The sequence below is a fragment of the Nesterenkonia sp. E16_10 genome, assembly GCF_017347085.1.
Taxonomy (GTDB): Bacteria; Actinomycetota; Actinomycetes; order Actinomycetales; family Micrococcaceae; genus Nesterenkonia.
Genome location: NZ_JADPSA010000029.1, coordinates 494375 through 511637, shown reverse-complemented (window position 1 = coordinate 511637; position 17263 = coordinate 494375). Strand labels below are relative to the sequence as shown.

General features: G+C 66.9%; 12 protein-coding genes and 3 tRNA genes. 8 read left to right on the top strand and 7 right to left on the bottom strand.

The features are described from left to right. The first annotated feature begins 4 nt into the window (after positions 1-4). Genes I2487_RS10920 through I2487_RS10910 form a run of 3 tightly spaced genes read left to right on the top strand, consistent with a single transcriptional unit; the run spans position 5 to position 5879 of the window. Positions 5-1255, top strand: a complete 1251-nt coding sequence (locus I2487_RS10920; protein ID WP_207171420.1) for an exonuclease SbcCD subunit D — start codon at positions 5-7, stop codon at positions 1253-1255. Then, on the top strand, positions 1252-4485 hold the full coding sequence (locus tag I2487_RS10915; protein ID WP_207171422.1) for an AAA family ATPase: 3234 nt from the start codon (positions 1252-1254) through the stop codon (positions 4483-4485). The genes I2487_RS10920 and I2487_RS10915 overlap by 4 nt, the downstream gene beginning before the upstream one ends. After that, complete coding sequence (locus I2487_RS10910; protein ID WP_207171424.1) at positions 4482-5879, top strand: hypothetical protein; 1398 nt, start codon at positions 4482-4484, stop codon at positions 5877-5879. The genes I2487_RS10915 and I2487_RS10910 overlap by 4 nt, the downstream gene beginning before the upstream one ends. A 9-nt stretch (positions 5880-5888) precedes the next feature. Here the strand turns inward: I2487_RS10910 and I2487_RS10905 are convergent, their stop codons facing one another. The 4 genes from I2487_RS10905 to I2487_RS10890 all read right to left on the bottom strand — a co-directional run bounded on the left by I2487_RS10905 (position 5889) and on the right by I2487_RS10890 (position 11026). Then, the gene (locus I2487_RS10905; protein WP_207171426.1) at positions 5889-6677 is read right to left on the bottom strand and encodes an alpha/beta fold hydrolase; all 789 of its coding nucleotides are present in this window, start codon (positions 6675-6677) and stop codon (positions 5889-5891) included. Between the two features lie 3 nt (positions 6678-6680). Continuing rightward, entirely contained in the window at positions 6681-8192 is a 1512-nt protein-coding gene (locus I2487_RS10900; RefSeq protein ID WP_207171428.1) for a malate:quinone oxidoreductase, read from the bottom strand. Between the two features lie 118 nt (positions 8193-8310). After that, positions 8311-9948 carry an ABC transporter substrate-binding protein gene (locus I2487_RS10895; RefSeq protein ID WP_207171430.1) on the bottom strand — a complete coding sequence of 546 codons (1638 nt, stop codon included), beginning with the start codon at positions 9946-9948 and terminating at the stop codon, positions 8311-8313. A gap of 850 nt (positions 9949-10798) precedes the next feature. After that, positions 10799-11026, bottom strand: a complete 228-nt coding sequence (locus I2487_RS10890; protein WP_207171432.1) for a hypothetical protein — start codon at positions 11024-11026, stop codon at positions 10799-10801. Between the two features lie 1348 nt (positions 11027-12374). Between I2487_RS10890 and I2487_RS10885 the strand changes: the two genes are divergently transcribed. Continuing rightward, positions 12375-12557 (top strand): helix-turn-helix domain-containing protein, encoded by a 183-nt coding sequence (locus tag I2487_RS10885; protein ID WP_207171434.1) that lies wholly within the window; start codon positions 12375-12377, stop codon positions 12555-12557. 490 nt (positions 12558-13047) lie between these two features. On the opposite strand, the gene I2487_RS10880 is transcribed toward I2487_RS10885, so the two are convergent. Together I2487_RS10880 and bcp are read right to left on the bottom strand one after the other, a co-directional pair. Then, positions 13048-13131 (bottom strand) — tRNA-Leu (locus I2487_RS10880). 158 nt (positions 13132-13289) lie between these two features. After that, the gene (bcp, locus tag I2487_RS10875; RefSeq protein WP_207171436.1) at positions 13290-13757 is read right to left on the bottom strand and encodes a thioredoxin-dependent thiol peroxidase; all 468 of its coding nucleotides are present in this window, start codon (positions 13755-13757) and stop codon (positions 13290-13292) included. 90 nt (positions 13758-13847) lie between these two features. Between bcp and I2487_RS10870 the strand changes: the two genes are divergently transcribed. Continuing rightward, positions 13848-14366 carry a hypothetical protein gene (locus tag I2487_RS10870; RefSeq protein ID WP_207171438.1) on the top strand — a complete coding sequence of 173 codons (519 nt, stop codon included), beginning with the start codon at positions 13848-13850 and terminating at the stop codon, positions 14364-14366. 153 nt (positions 14367-14519) lie between these two features. On the opposite strand, the gene I2487_RS10865 is transcribed toward I2487_RS10870, so the two are convergent. Beyond that, positions 14520-14592 (bottom strand) — tRNA-Lys (locus tag I2487_RS10865). Between the two features lie 294 nt (positions 14593-14886). Here I2487_RS10865 and I2487_RS10860 point away from each other — a divergent pair. The 3 genes from I2487_RS10860 to I2487_RS10850 all read left to right on the top strand — a co-directional run bounded on the left by I2487_RS10860 (position 14887) and on the right by I2487_RS10850 (position 17242). Next, positions 14887-14960: transfer RNA gene (locus tag I2487_RS10860), tRNA-Pro, on the top strand. Between the two features lie 40 nt (positions 14961-15000). Continuing rightward, a complete protein-coding gene (gene tig, locus I2487_RS10855) occupies positions 15001-16425 on the top strand; it encodes a trigger factor (protein WP_207171440.1) in 1425 nt (474 codons plus the stop codon). 208 nt (positions 16426-16633) lie between these two features. After that, positions 16634-17242 (top strand): ATP-dependent Clp protease proteolytic subunit, encoded by a 609-nt coding sequence (locus I2487_RS10850; protein WP_058889456.1) that lies wholly within the window; start codon positions 16634-16636, stop codon positions 17240-17242. The last annotated feature ends 21 nt before the right edge of the window (positions 17243-17263 follow it).

Below are 17263 nucleotides of genomic sequence, written 5' to 3'. Positions count from 1 at the left end.
GGGCATGCGCTGGCTCCACACATCGGACTTCCACCTCGGTCGAGGCTTCCATGGTCATTCCCTGCGCACCGAGCAGGAGCAGATGCTCGAGACGGTCTGCGCCGCGGTGACCGAGCACCAGGTGGACGTGGTCCTGATCGCCGGAGACGTCTATGACCGCGCGTTGCCCCCCGAATGGGCCGTCGCCGCCCTGGAGGAGACGCTGCAGCGGCTGACCGAGAGCGGGGCCCAGGTGATCATCACCCCGGGAAACCACGATTCCGCCCAGCGGCTCGGATTCGGACGTGTGCTGATGCGCGGTTCAGGCGTGCACATCCGCAGCTCCCTGAGCGACTCATGGACCCCGGTGGAGGTCACCGAGCCCGACGGCGGCAGGACGCTGGTCTATGGCATCCCCTACCTGGAGCCGCAGCTCTTCGCGCCCAGCCTGGGGCTGGACCGCGGACACCATACCGGGGTCACCGCAGAGGTGATCGAGCGCATCTGGGCGGACGTGGCTCGACGTCGGCAGGCCGCCGCCGCGCCGGCAGCCGCTGCGGCCTCGGAGCACACCACGGAGCAGCCCGGGGTGGGTCCCGGCCCCGAGCTGAAGGTGGTGCTCATGGCGCACCTCTTCGCCGCCGCCGGGGCCGCCTCGGACTCCGAGCGCAATATCGGCGTGGACGCCGCCGCCGGAGATCAGCCCACGCACCACCAGGACAGCATCGGCGGGCTGGCCGTGGTGCCCCTTGAGCTCTTCGACGGCTTCGACTATGTCGCGCTGGGCCACCTGCACGGGCGTCAGCGGCTCTCCGAGACCGTGCGCTACAGCGGATCCCCGCTGCGGCTCTCCTTCTCCGAAACCCGGCAGGCCAAGGGTGCCTGGCTCTGGGACTCGCGTTCGGGAGAACCGGCCCAGCCGCTGGACTGGAACATCGGGCGGCCCCTGGCACAGCTGGAGGCGACGCTCGAGGAGCTGCTGAGCCCGGACACGGTGGCGGCGCACGAGGAGTCCTACGTGCAGGTCAGGCTCACCGATCCGGTCCGCCCGGCCCGCGCCTTCCAACGCCTCCAGGAGGTCTACCCGTACATGTCCTCGTTCTCGCACACCGGACGCCAGGACGCTCCCCACCGGACCTACTCGGCGAAGGTGGAGCAGGCGCGCACCGACACCGAGGTCATCGACGGATTCCTGGAACACGTGCGCGGCGGACGCGGACCCAGCCTCGAGGAGGCTCACCTGATCGCAGGGACGCTGCAGGCGGTGCGGCCATGAAGCTGCACCGGCTCACCCTGCATGCCTTCGGCCCCTTTCCCGGCACCGAGCTGATCGACTTCGATCGGCTCGGCGCCGACGGGCTGTTCCTGCTGCGCGGACGCACCGGCGCCGGCAAGACCTCGATCCTGGACGCGGTCACCTTCGCGCTCTACGGAGACGTCCCGGGCCAGCGAGACAAGACCCAGCTCAAGAGCACCCACGCGCCCGCCGTGAGCGAGCCCTATGTGCAGCTGGAATTCACCCAGGGCGGGCGGCGCTGCCGGGTCTGGCGATCACCGCACCACGGCCGCCCCCAGAAGCGCGACCCCAGCCGCCAGCGCGAGGTCGGGCAGCGCGTCGTCGTCGAATTTCTTCAGGACGGAGCCTGGCAGCCCTATACCTCCGGCATCCAGGCGGCCAATGATGAGATGCAGCGCATGCTCGGACTGGACCTGCACCAGTTCACCAAGGTGATCCTGCTGCCCCAGGGAGCCTTTGCACACTTTCTGCACGCCAGCAGCAAGGACAAGCAGGACCTCCTCGAGCGCCTCTTCGACACGGATCGGTTCACCCTGGTGGAGAAGCACCTGCGTGAACTGGCCCGGGAGGCTGAGCAGCAGCTCCAGGCCAGCGACACCAGGATCGCGATGCACCGGGAGCACCTGACCCAGGCCGCGGTGGCGATGCTCCCGGCTCCCGCGGACGCCGAAACCGGAGGTGCAGGGCAGGATTCTGCTGGGCCGGAGGTCACTGGGCAGGGAGCCACTGGGCCGGATGCTGCTGCGCCGGAGGTCACTGGGGAGGGAGCCACTGCGCCCTCGTCTTCCGAAGCGGCCGAGGCCGTCCTGGAACGGACCGGGCTCCGGGAGGCAGAGCTCGCAGAGCTCAGCCCGGCGGAGCTGGGCCCCCGCGTGGCTGAAGCCATTGAGGCCCGGCACGCCCAGCTGCAGCGCAGCGCAGCGGCGGCCGACACCGCCGCTCAGCAGGCTTCCGCCGCGCTGGAGGAGCTGCGAGCCCGCGATGAGACCCTGAGCTGGTTCATCGACCATGCCGAACGGCGTGCGGCCCACCAGGCGCAGCGCGAGCACGTCTCGACGCTGCGCGCACAGCTGGATCGGCACGAGTCGGCTGCGCAGATCCAGACCTGGTTCAGTGCCGCCGAGGAGGCCGCAGAGGAGCACCGGACCGCGCTCGCGACCGCCTCGGCGACGACCCGCGGGGCCGCATCGAGCCTGGAAGGGTTCGCAGCCCTGCAGCCCGAGGAGGTCACACCCCGCGACCTGTTCGCCGAAGACCAGGAACCAGCGGCTGCGGTGGTCCTTGCTGCCATCGAGGAGCTGATCGCGCTGCGCGCCCGACTCTCCGGGGCCGACGCCGAGCAGCTCGAGACCCGGCTCACCGAACTGCGTGAGGCGCAGACACAGACCCAGCAGCAGCAGGGGCAGGCCGAGGCCGAGGCTGAGACCCTCTCCGGGGAGCGGGAGCGCCTCCGCGCCGCGCACCAGGCTCTGCAGAGTGCACTCGAGGATCCCCAGGAGCTGGAGGCCGCCAGGGATGCGGCCCGGACACACGCCGACCTGCTTGCGACCCGGGTGCAGACCCAGCGCACCCGGGATGCGCTTCAAGACCGCTGCGCGACCTGGCGGGAACGCCAGTCCGAGCGCGAACGCGCTCATGACCAGGCGCAGGACCAGCATCGGGCGCGGCTGCAGTCCTACCTGCGCAGCATCGCCCTGCAGCTTGCCGGTGAGCTCGAGGACGGGGCGCCCTGCATGGTCTGCGGCTCCACCGAACATCCCGACCCCGCCGGAGACCAGGACCCGTCCATCACCCGGGAACAGGTGGAACACACCCAGCTTCAGCTGCAGAACGCCCGGGATCAGCTCCGCGAAGCCCAGGTCGAGCTCCGCAGCCTCAATGCACAGCGCGACGCGATCCTTGTGGAGCTTGGGGACTCCGCCGAAATCCCGATCGAGCGCACCGAGGAGGAGCTGGCTCAGGCCCGCGAAGCGCTCACCCTCGCGGAGCAGCGGAGATCGGAGCAGCGCAGGCTGCGCGAACGCCTGGACGACAGCGTCGCCGAACAGCAGCGCGTGGACGCACGGCACACCGAGGCGCAGCACCAGGCGCAGCAGGCCCAGGAGACGCTGAAGCACCAGCGGACCCAGATCGCGGAACTCGAGGCGGCGCTGGCCGGACTCCGCGGACGTTACGACTCCCTGCGCCTGCGCCGCGAGGCGCTTGAGCAGGTGTTGCAGGAGCTGCGCACCGCGCAGCGGCAGATCGAAGCGGCCGATGTTCTGCGGTCCCACCGGGACCGTGCCCAGCGCAGCGCCGCCGCCGAGCTGGAGGCCTCGGTGTTCGCGGACCGGGCCCAGCTGCGGGACGCCCAGCTGGGCCAGGACCTCCGGGACAGTCAGCACCAGAGCGTCCAGCGCTGGGACGAGCTGCAGCGGCAGCTCGACTACGAGTCCGAGCAGGAGGTCATCCGGGCCGGCAGGCGTCGGCATGACGAGGGTCAGACCAGGCCAGAGGCTGAGGAGATCGACACCGCAGCCGAGAACAGCCGCGCCGCAGCGCAGGCCGCAGCGGACGCGGCGGCGGCGGTGCTGCGCTATGACACACAGCGTGAAGCCGTGGAGGACATGAGCGCCAAGCTTCTGGACGCGCTGCGGCATCGTGACGCCGCACTGGGAGAACAGCGCATGAGAAGCGAACTGGCCGCAACCATCAATGGTGCCGGTCCCGAGAACTCCCTGAAGATGACGCTGACCACCTACGTCCTGGCAGCGCGCCTCGAACGCGTCGCCGAGGCCGCCACCCGACACCTGGCCACGATGTCTGAAGACCGCTACCAGCTGCAGCACAGCGATGAGGCGGGTGGACGCGGGCTGCGCGGACTGGAGCTGAAGGTCCACGACGACCACAGCGACGTCGAACGGCCCACCTCCTCGCTCTCGGGCGGCGAGACCTTCATGGCCTCGCTCTCGATGGCGCTGGGCCTCGCCGAGGTGGTCCAGGCCGAGTCCGGCGGAATCGGTATGGAATCCCTGTTCATCGACGAGGGATTCGGCTCGCTGGATGAGGACACGCTGGAACATGTGATGGCCGCGCTGCACCGGCTTCAGGGTGAGGGCCGCAGGGTGGGGCTGGTCAGCCACGTCACCGAGATGCACCGCGCCATCCCGACCCAGCTGCGCATCCACCGCCACCGCGCCGGATCCACCACCGAGATGGTCATCCCGTGAGCGGCCGGTCCGCGCTGACCACGACGGTCTCCCTGGCCGCCCGGATGCCCGGGCCGCTGCTGCCGGTGGGCGTCATGGTCGCCGCCGCCGCCAGCACCGGGTCGATGTTCACCACTGCTACGCTCACCGCCGCAGCCCTGGTCGGTCTCTCGATCTCCGCGCCCGCCGCTGTGGCGAGCGCCGAGCGATTCGGTGTGCGCAACGTCTTGCTGAGCAGCGCCATCGCCCATGTGCTGATGCTGGTGCTCATGATCAGCAGCGTGGCACGACTCACCCAGGCAGACACGCTCACCTCCGATGCGACCATCTACACGGTGCTTCTGGTCTGCACGCTCCTGGCCGGTCTGAGCACTCCAGCGGTGGCCAGCTTCAGCCGCATCGACGGCTCGGCACCGCCCGCGGGACCCCTGGCGGGCGCCTTGCTGCGCAGAGAGGCCAGGCTGGACGACGCGGCCCTGATCCTCGGGCCCTTGCTGCTGGTCCTGTTCAGCTTCAGCTTCGGGCCCACGGTGGGCCTGCTCAGCTCAGCGGTGTTCACCGCGATCGCGGTGCCGATCTATGCCGTGGACCGGGCGCATCGGCTCGAGGCACCCAGCGACTCCGCACGGCTGCCCCTGGGAGGAGCGGAACACGCGCAGCAGCAGCTGCTGGAACACCACGGACTCCCCGCCGAGCAGCCCGAGAAGGTCATTTCTTGGGCCAGAGGGATCAGCGCCGCGATCCTCCTCGCGGCGGCGGTGGGCCTTGTCCTGGGCGGGCTGTGGATCACGGCGTTGGATGCCGCGCAGAGCCTCCAGCGATCCAGCTGGTTCGCGGTGACGCTCGGGCTCATGGCGGCCGCCGGTGTTCTCTGCGCCCGCTGGAACCCCTCGAGCTTCACCGCGCCGCTGACCCTGCGCAGACGGCGGCTGAATGTCGTCCTGCTGCTCGCCTCCAGCCTGATCCTGCTGCTGCTGGCGGTGGGGCTTCCTCAGGGCCTGGCCGCGCTGCTGGTGCTCAGCGTGATCGTCGTGCTTCAGTCGGCCGTGCTGGGGCGGCTGGTGCTGGGACTCTATGCCGGTCTGGCCGTCGGGGTGCCAGCGGCGCGGGTGCCCACCGCGCTCACCGCCGTCGCCGGGGGAGTGCTGCTGGGGGCCGCGCTGGGCCTGACCCTGGCAGGGATCGCCGCCGATGAGATCGGCGCAGGCGCTGCGGCCGCGGTCACGGTGGCGGGAAGCGCACTGGCCGTCGGCGTGGTGTTCTCCGACCGGCTCTGGGGCAGCCCCAGTTCCAGCGCCGGATCCCCTTCCACTCCAGGGCTGCGCACGGGACCCAGTCCAATGCCGAGGCCCGATGCCGAGATCGAACCCGGCGCCCCGATGGATCAGCCCAACACGCAGGGTCCGGCGGAATGAATTCGGGGCTCAGTCGGTCTGCAGGAAGCTGACCACGGCCGCCTTGTAGTCGCGCGAGGTCACCGCATTGATGTGGTCACGCTCGGGGATCTGCACGAACGCCGCGACAGCTCCCTGTGCGGTCACCAGCGGGACCAGGGAGGCGGCTTCGGCGGCGATCTCGTCCTGCGAGCCGGCCACCACCAGAGTCGGAACCGGGGGTACCGCGGAGGCGGGATCGTAGGGATCCGCCGAGAGGCTGAGCAGCAGCTCCACGGTGTGCGGCACGTTGGCACCGGGCAGGGCTCCGGCCAGGGTGACCAGGTTGCGCGTCAGGTCATCGACCGGTCGCACGCCCTCCTGCACCCAGAGTCGGGCCTGTTTGGCCTTCAGCGCGCCGAGGCGGTCATCGGTGGGGGAGCCGCCCATGACCAGGTGCGTGACCATCTCGGGGTGGGCCGCGCTGAACTCCCAGGCCAGACGGGACCCCAGCGAGTAACCATGCACGGCGACCGTCTCGTGCCCCTGCGCCAGGAGGTGTGAGCTGAGATCCGCGAGGATGTCCCGGACTCGGACCTCCACCGGGTTGAGGTCCTGGGAAGCACCGTGTCCGGGCAGGTCCACGGCGATGATGCTGCGCCCGGTCCTCGCCAGCGGGTCGAGCCAGCCGGTCTTCACCCAGTTGTACAGCGTGCTGCTGGCAAAGCCGTGGATCAGCAGCACCGGTGGCCCGGTGGGGTCCTGGTGGGTCCAGGTGTGCAGTGTCAGTCCTGCGGGGGTCCGCACAGACTCCGGTGCCGGAAATTCAAGACGCGCCATGGATCAGGGCTGCAGCTGCAGGGTCTCGACGGTCTCGGCAGTGATCTCGGAGAGCAGTCCCGGGTTGTCGTTGAGCGCCTGCCCGAAGGAGGGGACCATCTGCTCCAGCTTGGGCCGCCACCGGTCCATCTGCGCACCGAAGCACCGCTCGAGCAGGGAGAACATGATCGACGGCGCCGTGGAGGCACCGGGGGAGGCTCCGAGCAGACCGGCGATGGAGCCGTCCCGGGCGGAGATCAGCTCGGTGCCGAACTGCAGCACGCCCTTGCCCTTCTCGTTCTTCTTCATCACCTGCACCCGCTGACCGGCGGTGATCATCTCCCAGGCCTCCGAGCCCGCGCTGGGGAAGAAGGCATGCAGCTCTTCGAACTTCGAGCTCGAGGACTTGGTGACCTCCTTGACCAGGTAGGTCACCAGATCGGTGTTGTCCTTGCCCACCTGCAGCATCGGCAGCAGGTTGTGCGGGCGGACCGAGAGCGGCAGATCCATGAAGGAGCCGCTCTTGAGGAAGTTGGTGGAGAACCCGGCGTAGGGCCCGAACATCAGCGTGCGTCGGCCTTCCACGAAGCGGGTGTCCAGGTGCGGCACCGACATCGGCGGCGCACCCACCGAGGCCAGGCCGTAGACCTTGGCGTGGTGCTGTGCGGCGACGGCGGGGTCGGTGCTGCGTAGGAACTTGCCCGAGACCGGGAAGCCTCCGAAGCCCTTGATCTCGTCGATGCCGGCACCCTGGAGCAGTCCCAGCGCGCCGCCGCCGGCGCCGACGAAGACGAAGCGGGCGCTGGCCACGCTGCGATCTCCGGTGGCCTTGTCCTTGACCTTGATGTCCCACCGGCCGTCCACTCCGCGCTTGACCGACTGGACCTCGTGGCCGTAGCGCAGATCCGCGCCGCTGCTGTCCAGGTGGGTCGCCAGCTGGCGGGTGAGCGAACCGAAGTCCACATCGGTGCCGGTGTCGAACTTCGACGCGGCGATCCGCTGGGCAGGATCGCGTCCCTCGATCAGCAGCGGGGCCCATTCGGCGATCTCCGCATGGTCCTCGGTGTGCACGATGTCGGAGAAGAGCGGCTGGGCCTTCATCGCCTCATAGCGGTCCTTGAGGTAATCAGCGTTCTTATCGCCCCAGACGAAGCTGATGTGCGGCAGGCCGTTGATGAAGGTGCGCGGCGAGCCGATCGTTCCCTCTTTGACCCAGTGCGAGTACAGCTGCTTGGAGACGGTGAACTGCTCGTTGATGCCTTGGGCCTTCGCGGTGGAGACCTTGCCGTCGGCTCCGCGGGGGGTGTAGTTGAGCTCGCACAGCGCCGCGTGGCCGGTGCCGGCGTTGTTCCAGGGATCGGAGGACTCCTGGCCCGCCTGGTCCAGGGCTTCGAACAGTCCGATGGACCAGTTCGGCTCCAGCTCCTTGAGCATGGCACCGAGAGTGGTGGACATGATTCCGGCGCCGATGAGCACGACGTCGAACTTCTGCCCTTCGCTGGACTGCTGAGCGCTGGTCGACGATGACTTGGCCACAGAATTCTCCTTGAGTGTTCCCCCTGATGAGACCCGGGGGTGGTACGCGTTGTCCTTGATTCGACTCTACCCGCGCGCGCGGGAGCCCGGGAAATCCAGCACGGCCCGGGGAAAGCAGCTAGTCGGTCGGCGTGATGTCCTTGAAGAGCTCGTGCAGCACCGGGGAGATCGGATAGTCAGCCACGCCCCGGCCCAGCGCCACTCCGGAGATCGGATGGACCAGCGGGAGCGCGGGAAGGTCCTCGGCGACGAGGTCTGCGATCTCGCGGTATATGTCATTGCGTGACTGCTCTTCCTCCTCGCTGCGCGCGTCCCGGATCAGGCCACGGACCTGTGCGGAGTCGTAGTTGAACTCGGGCGTGCGGTGCGAGAACAGCGGCCCGAAGAACGAGTGCGGCGACCGATACCCGCCGTTGCGGCCCAACAGGTGCATGGCTCGATCCTCGTCGTCGAGCAGCGCATCCACGTATCCGTCGTCCCAGGACACCGGTCGGGGGGTGATGTTGAACCCGACCGCTGTGAGATCTCGCGCGATCGAGGCGAACACCGCCTCCGGGCGCGGGAAGTAGCTGCGGGTGGCGTTCATCGGATAGTAGAAGCGCAGCGGTTCACCGTCGTAGCCGGTCTCGGCCAGCAGCTCGCGCGCCTCCTCGACGTTGTAGCTGTACCTGGTGGCCTGTTCCGAGTCCACGCCCAGCGCCGCGGGGGTGAACTGGTAGGCCGGCCGACTGCCCTCCAGGAAGTACGACTCGACCAGGGAGGTGAGGCTGATGGCGCGCGCCGCGGCCTCACGCACGTCCAGATCCCCCATCACGGGGTGGTCCAGGTTGAAGCCGAGATAGAGGACCGAGAACGGATCACGCTGCAGGATCAGCCGGCCCGACTGCACCAGCGAACGCAGATTGTCCGCGGTGATGTAGTCATAGACATCGATCTCGCCGCGCTGCAGCTCCCGCAGCCGATCGAAGGAACGGGGCAGCGTGCGCACAGCCACGCGCTCTGCCGGGGGTTTCCCATCCCAATAGTCCTGGAACGCCACGAGCACCGCCTCGTCCGCGCTCAGGCTGAGCATCCGGTAGGCGCCGGTGCCTCGGGGTCGCCGGGAGAGCAGCTCGGGGTCGTCTGCGGAGAGCACCTCGGCGGAGGCGATGCCGAAGGCGGGCATCGCCAGCGCCTGCGGCAGAAAGACCAGCGGCTCGGAGAGGACGAGCTCCACGGTGAACTCAGCGGCGGCCTCCACCGATTCCAGGAGGCACTCGTCGTCGTCGAAGAATCCGCCGAAGACCGATTCGAAGGCCAGTGTGGTCCGAGCCGGGGCGCCGGAGCCCAGCAGCTCGTTCATCCGGCCCCAGCGCTGAAAGTTCGCGACCACCACCTCTGCGGTCAAGTCGCTGCCGTCATGGAAGACCACGTCCTCGCGCAGCGTGAAGGTATAGGTCAGCCCGTCACGGCTGACCTCCCAGTCTGTGGCCAGCAGCGGCGCGGTGGCACCGGTCTCGCCGTCGATGCCGACCAGGGTCTCGAAGACCTGCCGACAGACCCGCTCGGTCTCGGTGTCCACCGACAGCGCCGGGTCCATCGACATCACGGAAGAGACTGCGGAGAGCACGACGCTGCCCGGCCCTGCCCGATCGGGGCCCTCGGCGGCCCGGACGGGCACGGGGGTGAACCCGGAAGCGGGCCATTGCAGCGCGCCGGCGGAGCCTGCCAGTCCCAGCGCACCGAGAAAGCGACGGCGCTGCATGGGTGAAGGCATCTCGCGTCCTTTCGATCGGTGCAGGACCTGTGGGCTGCTCCCTGGTCGCCGTTCAGACTACCCGAGCCCCCTCCGTGTGGCCCGTCTGCCGCAGGATCGGCCTCGCGTTCAGCGGGTCTGGGCCAACCTGGGGATCCACTGCATCGACGTCTCCCACGAGGCGCGCGGCTGCGCGCCGTCCAGCGGGAGCTTCGTGGATCCTCGGCGCTGCTGGTCATGATGTGCGGGCTCTATCCCGGGCTCAGCGGCATGCTGGCGGCCGACCTTGTTTCAACCTTCGAGGGGGCTCTGAGATCCATATGGGACTGCTCCAGAGCAACAATGTGATGGTCGGGCCCTTAGGGGTGCGCGACATGCTCGGCAAGATCGCACAGCCGGTCCCACCAGGAAGGGCCCGACCCCGGGCTCAGGCTACGCCGCAGGATGAGCTTCGGTGATCGGCCGGTCCCGGTGCGGCTGATGCGCTGCGCTGAGCGGGAGGTCCTGCAGCGACTCCGGCTTGGCGAGGTTCGCCACTACACAGGGTGGTCGGACCGCAGGTTCACCTCATTGCTCGCCGGGCTGCGCAGGTCGGGCCTGTTGCGGCCGATCATGAGGAGCGGGGCGAGAATCCGGCCGCGGCATGATCCCTCCGTCCCGAAGACGATCTGGCTCACCGTGGAGGCCAGGGGACGGCGCGGCTGGAAACCAGTGACCCGGAGCGCAGGGATACAGGCCTTCAGTGGCTATGGGGGCACGGCGCTGCTCGAGGACGCAGATCTCTTGCCGGTACGGGCCTACAAGCCGATACGGGGCTGGTGGATCTGAGTGAGCAGCCCGCGCAGTCTGTTCCTGACCGAGGTCATTCGCGTCAGCAGGTCATCATCGAAACCGGCCAGCATGGCGAACTCAGCCACTTGGCCATCAGAGACGGCGATCGCGCGCAGCGCGGGGGCATGGTGCGGGCGGTCGTACCGATGATGAACGCGCCCCAGTCATCTGTCTTGGCTGATCCCGCGTGCAGGTCCGCCATCCTGGGCATCGTGAGCCCCGGCAGGTAGGCGTTCTCGATCGCGTCGATGACTCGCGCGACGGCCAAGGGTGGGGCCACCGTGGTGGCTGGCTGATCCACACGACCATCGCGGCGCCCTGGTCACCGGCCAGGTCTTTGAAGAGCCCGTTGCGGTGGTCTTGTCGTTGAGCCGGGGTTTGTCGTAGACCTTTTCACCTGCTGGGGTGAGAGCGCTGGCATCGAGGTTCTGACTTGCCCACATCGAGTCCCATGAATAGCGCGAGATCCTGATGCTCCCAGGCTGCGAGCTTCTGCCGCCGTTACCCAGAAGCGGGTCACCGCTGCTGGCATGACACCTGCGGCGGACAGTCATCCAGTCCGAAGAGTCAGTGGGCGGGGCATGCTCGGCATCCACCTCTGAGAACAACCTTGAGTCCTGGGGAGTCGCATGTCTGTTGACGAACCATGCTCCGCCGCAAGTAGCCTCTGGGTGACACACCCCCCGGATCATGAGGGGAATGGGGTCAACGAGCACGCCCAAAGACCAGATCGGCCCCCCGCTTATCCTGCCGCAGAAATGGTGTGCGTAGAAGCTAACGGCGGGATTTGACCCCCATCACCTCCAGCGCAGGTCTAATCCCCGCCGCGCATTGCATAGCCCTGCAGCGCGTCGTGCGCTGACGGTTTTCCATCGCGGATCCACTTTGGCATTTCGGGTGGCGTGTCAAGGATCATCGAGTGTCCACGTTAAACTACATAAGGACCAGTAGGCACGAAAGTGCACAGTTGAGATATTTTAGCTGAACACTAGCTGTGTTTAACGTAAAAGAAACCTCAAATTGCGAATTATTTCCAAGCGAGTGTTGTCATTCGACCAATAGTGTGAAGATAATTCTGGTGTAGGTCATTATCGATATACACAACTAAGGGTTGATAGATATGGCACGTGGAATCAAGAAGTTTGCGGGTATCTCTGCTGCAGCGCTCCTTGCGGCTCCCGTCCTGATGGGGGTTACTGCGACATCAGCTAGCGCGAGCTGCATGGAGAACCCCACCCTGCAGGGCTGTAGCAGCAGCACCCCCGACCGCAGCTATGCCGGCACCCCCGACCGCAGCTACGAAATGAGCACAGCGTCACAGGCGGGGATGTGTTCCACCCTCGGGCTCGCTGGAGGGTTCGCGAACCCCTTTTTCGGTGCGGGAGTCGGCTATGCATGCTCGATAACCATGGCCCCCTGATCCCGGTCCAATAGCTAGGAGTGTCTCACTCGAGGTGCTCAGCCAAGACCTTGTTGATATGTGAGAACGGAGCAGAGGCCCCTTAGGTTGGTGGTTGCCACACGTAGCCCACTGATCTGAGGGGTCTCCGTGTCTCGCCGTGTTGCCCGGATTCCCGCCCTGGAGGAGAACTCCCGGCCGTCCCCATAGTTGACTCATGCCGGTCAAAAGCGTGATCGCCGGCAAACCAGCGGCCCATGTCACGAAAGAATTCGGCATCTCGCGCGCCGCGGCCAGCTGGTGGCTGTGTCGCTGCCGTGAGGAGGGCTTTGCTGGTCTGATCAACCGGTCCTCTCGGCCACGTGACAGCCCGACCGCGGATCGGGGAGTGGGCGGATAGCGCCCCGCGATGTCCTGCGAGCGCTCGCGTTCAGAACTTCCTCGCTGCGCAGGGGCCGGCTGAGGAGCTGGGGCGAGGAGACGTGGCCGGACATCTTGATGGACTCGTGGCCGAGGTCACGGGAGAGCGTGAAGGTGGCCACGCAGTTCTAGGTCATGAGCGAGTCGTGGGTGTGGAGGACTGAGTATCTGCCGCAGGACTTCTTGGAGTCCTCCGCAAGTGCGGCACGAACGGCCGGGCGGCACGAGGCTTTTCCCACGCCATCCGCAGTGGCGGTGCCGCTGCGCTGCATCTGGAAGACGGCCTATCCGTGCGGCGTGGACTCGATCATCGGCCGGAGCGTCACGGCAACATCGCGGCGAGATCCGACGGTGCTCTGCGCCATCTGGGTCTTGCGTGGGCCGCCAAGTCAACCTCGGACCATTGATCGGTAATTTTATGAGGTTTTGGGGGTCCGGCCTGCCGAATCCCGGTCGTATCAGCGATCCGATGGTGCGGGCGGGGGGACTTGAACCCCCACGTCTAAGACACTGGAACCTAAATCCAGCGCGTCTACCAATTCCGCCACGCCCGCAGCTGCCGCTGGCGAAGCACCTGGGCTCCTCACAGCGACGCCTCAGTCTACAGGAGCCTCAGTCCGGAGCCCGGGCCGGCCAGGCCACGGGGGGGGGGCGGTGCTCGGCACCGACGAGGACTCGGCTCAGATTCCGGACCGAGGACTCACGGCCTGATTCAGGCGGCGAGCTTCTCGCGCAGACGCGCGACATGGCCGGTGGCCTTCACGTTGTACTGGGCCAGCGCAACCTTGCCGTCCTCGTCGAGCACGATGGTGGAACGGATCAGTCCCTCGACGACGCGGCCATAGTTCTTCTTCTCGCCCCAGGCGCCGTAGGACTCTGCCACCGAATGATCCTCATCCGAGAGCAGCGGGAAGCTCAGGGACTGTTCCTGCGTGAACTTCTGCAGAGCAGACACCGGATCCGGTGAGATGCCCAGGACCGTGTAACCCGAGGCGGCAAGAGAGTCCAGCGAATCGCGGAAATCGCAGGCCTGAGTGGTGCACCCTGGCGTGGAGGCCTTGGGGTAGAAGTAGAGGATGACCCGCTGCCCGCGCAGCTGGTCCAGACTCACCGAATCCCCGCCGGCGCTCGGCAGGTTGAAGTCAGGAGCGTCGTCGCCGGTCTCAAGTCGAATGCTCATCGAAGATCCTTTCAACGGTATGGCTGATGCGCCTGAACCAGCCTATCCGTAGAATAGATCGACCCAGCCCCCGAGAGAGTCGAGGCACCCATGGTCATCCACACCGAGCGCAGCCAGCCGGAGCAGCTCCTGGTCGATGCCCTGCGTGCAAGCTTCGACGCCTCGGTGATGAACTTCGGGTCCTACAACATCCTCTGCACGGTGGACCGGCTGGGGGCCCCGGCCAACACCGGCGCTGCCCGCGCCTGGGGCGGGTCGTTGCTGCTGGTGGGATACCGCCGAGAACCCGTCGAGATCGTGCTCTGCCCGGTGGATCTCGATGACGCGCTGAGCCGGGTCGAGACCCTGCGGAGAGGGGAAGAACCAGGCCCTGCCGCGGCAGCGATTCCCACCCTGGTCAACCTCACGAACCTCGCCGGGATGGCGTCACAGGACAACGTGGTCGAGGTGACCCTCTCGACCGGGCGACGGATGAAGCTGGATCTCCATGCGCAGGTGCGCTTCGACCAGTTCCCCGAGACCGTGCTGCACCAGGGCCGGGATGTGGCGGACTTCTATGAATTCATCGACTACTTCATGGACGTGGTCGAGCGGATGAACGCCGCCTGAGCGGCGTTTGGCCACGCCACAAGCCTGTCACCGCATGAGCCCGCGGCGGTGGGCCCAGGTGAGACCGGGCGAAGGGACGAAAAAGGCCGCCGGTTCACGATGAACTCGTGATCCGGCGGCCTGATTCTGGCCACAGCGCCTGCCCTTCAAAAGTGGGCCCCTCGGGACTTGAACCCGAAACCTGCAGATTAAGAGTCTGATGCTCTACCAATTGAGCTAGAGGCCCTTAGTGACAAGCGCCGTACTGCCTGTTGCTGCTCTGCATCTCAGCAGGGCAACGACATAAAACTCTAGCACCAGGTCTGCGGGTGCGCCAATTGAGAATGGGTGACCGTGCTCTCACCGGGCCAGATCGCCGGTGTCACGCCGGACTGCCTGATCTGAGGGCTCACCTGGGCGCATGGCGCAGGATTCGTCGCCTTGGGGGAGGACACGGTACTGTGGACCGGTCCGCCTGAAGTCCTCACGGAGGCCCGCCGATCCATCACGGCGCGGCCGCACGGCAGGGCGGACAGTCAATCGGGGTGTAGCTCAGCTTGGTAGAGCGCGCGCTTTGGGAGCGTGAGGCCGCAGGTTCAAATCCTGTCACCCCGACAGCAGACGATTCACCAGTCATCGATCAGGAGCCCCACACGTGGTCAAGAGCACCGTAGAGAATCTGAACCCGACCCGCGTCAAGCTCACCGTTGAGGTGACTTCCGAGGAGCTGGCGCCAAAGATCAAGGCGGCATACAAGAGCATCGCCGAGCAGGTCCAGGTCCCCGGCTTCCGCAAGGGCAAGGTGCCGGCTCCGATCATCGATCAGCGCGTCGGACGCGAGTACGTGATGCAGCAGGCCATCAACGATGGTCTCAACGACTTCTACCAGCAGGGCCTGGCCGAGGCCGAGCTCGCCCCGCTGTCCCGTCCCGAGGTGGAGATCGAAGAGATCCCCGACGTCAAGACCAACGAAGGCGTGCTCAAGTTCACCGGCGAGCTGGACATCAAGCCCGTCATCGAGCTGCCGGAGTACTCCGGCCTCGAGATCGAGGTCGAGTCCCGCTCGGCAGACGAAGCAGCGGTCCAGGAGCAGCTGGATGAGCTCCGCGCCCGCTTCGGCACGCTCAAGGACGTCGAGCGCCCCGCCGCCAACGACGACTTCGTGACCATCGACCTGATCGCCACCGTCGGGGAGGAAGAGGTCGACACCGCGTCGGGCCTCTCCTACCAGGTCGGCGCAGGCACCATGCTCGAGGGCATCGACGAGGCCCTCGAAGGCCTTTCCGCCGGCGAGGACGCCACCTTCGAGACCACCCTGGCCGGCGGCGATCACTCCGGTGAGACCGCCTCGGTCAAGGTCACCCTGCAGGCTGTCAAGGAGCGCGAGCTGCCCGAGGCCGACGACGAGTTCGCTCAGCTCGCCTCGGAGTTCGACACCATCGAGGAGCTTCGCGCCGACCTGACGTCCAAGGCCGAGGAGAACCTCGTCGTGGAACAGGGCGTGGAAGCACGCGACAAGGTGCTCGAGAAGCTCATGGAGCTCATCGAGGTCCCCGTGCCCGAGTCCGTGGTCGCCGAGCAGGTCGAGCAGCACTTCTCATCGCAGGGCCACGAGGTCGGCGACGATCACGACACCGAGGAGCACCGCGAGGAGCTCTCCAAGCAGACCGCAGAAGCCTTCCGCAACGAGCTCGTCCTCGACGAGATCGCGCAGAAGGAAGAGATCGGCGTCGAGCAGAGCGAAGTCATCGAATACATCGTCTCCACCGCCTCGCAGTACGGCATGGAGCCGAACCAGTTCGCGCAGATGCTCGACCAGGCCGGACAGGTCCCCATGATCATGGGCGAGGTCCGCCGCCGCAAGGCCCTGGCCAAGGTGCTCGAGCTCGCCGTCGTCAAGGACACCGAGGGCAACCTCGTGGACCTGACCGACTTCGTCACCCCCGCCGGCGACGAGGACGAGGCTGAGCCTGAGGGCGTCGAGTCTGAGACCACTGAGTCTGCTGAAGCTGAGACCACTGAGACCGCCGAAGCTGAGACCACCGAGTCTGAGGCTTCCGAGGAGACCAAGCAGGGCTGATCCAGCCTGCAGCATCGGAAGGGCCCCACTTCACACCAGAAGTGGGGCCCTTCTGTGCGTCCAGGCGTTCACTGCCGGTAGAAACCATGTGCCAACAGCGAACAGTCCCGGGTCAGGGGCTCACCTGGAGCAGAGGAACCAGTAATGTTCTTGCCGAGGGCACTGCAAGTGCCGACCCCAGATTTACCCACCAGTGGAGGATGAGTCCATGACCCAGAGCCTGCCGAGCATGTCCAGCGTGGATCCCGCGTCCCGCGACGACTACATCTACAACCGTCTGCTCAAAGAACGGATCATCTGGCTCGGTTCAGAGGTCCGCGACGACAACGCCAACGCCATCTGCTCACAGCTGCTCCTGCTCTCGGCCGAAGACACCGAGAAGGACATCTACCTCTACATCAACTCCCCGGGCGGATCCGTCACCGCGGGCATGGCGATCTACGACACGATGGAGTTCATCCCGAACGACATCGTCACCGTCGCCACCGGCCTCGCCGCCTCGATGGGACAGTTCCTGCTCTCCTCGGGCACTCCGGGCAAGCGTTTCGCCACCCCGCATGCGCGCATCCTGATGCACCAGCCCTCCGGCGGCATCGGAGGCACCGAGTCTGACGTCCGGATCCAGGCACAGCTGATCCAGCACATGAAGCAGGTCATGGCGGAGCTCACCGCCGAGCAGACCGGCCAGAGCCTCGAGACGATCCTGCGGGACAACGCCCGTGACAAGTGGTTCACCGCTGAGGACGGCCTCGAGTATGGCTTCTTCGACAAGATCGCCCAGCGGTCTTCCACCGTCTCCGGAGGCGGGGGAGTCTGATCCCTGACGGGACCAGATCAC

Excerpts from the sequence above, each read along its gene's own strand:
- I2487_RS10920 (WP_207171420.1), top strand. The coding sequence starts at position 5 with ATGCGCTGGCTCCACACATCGGACTTCCACCTCGGTCGAGGCTTCCAT.
- bcp (WP_207171436.1), bottom strand. The coding sequence starts at position 13,757 with ATGAGCATTCGACTTGAGACCGGCGACGACGCTCCTGACTTCAACCTG.
- I2487_RS10905 (WP_207171426.1), bottom strand. The coding sequence starts at position 6,677 with ATGGCGCGTCTTGAATTTCCGGCACCGGAGTCTGTGCGGACCCCCGCA.
- I2487_RS10885 (WP_207171434.1), top strand. The coding sequence starts at position 12,375 with ATGCCGGTCAAAAGCGTGATCGCCGGCAAACCAGCGGCCCATGTCACG.
- I2487_RS10850 (WP_058889456.1), top strand. The coding sequence starts at position 16,634 with ATGACCCAGAGCCTGCCGAGCATGTCCAGCGTGGATCCCGCGTCCCGC.
- I2487_RS10915 (WP_207171422.1), top strand. The coding sequence starts at position 1,252 with ATGAAGCTGCACCGGCTCACCCTGCATGCCTTCGGCCCCTTTCCCGGC.
- I2487_RS10895 (WP_207171430.1), bottom strand. The coding sequence starts at position 9,948 with ATGCCTTCACCCATGCAGCGCCGTCGCTTTCTCGGTGCGCTGGGACTG.
- I2487_RS10870 (WP_207171438.1), top strand. The coding sequence starts at position 13,848 with ATGGTCATCCACACCGAGCGCAGCCAGCCGGAGCAGCTCCTGGTCGAT.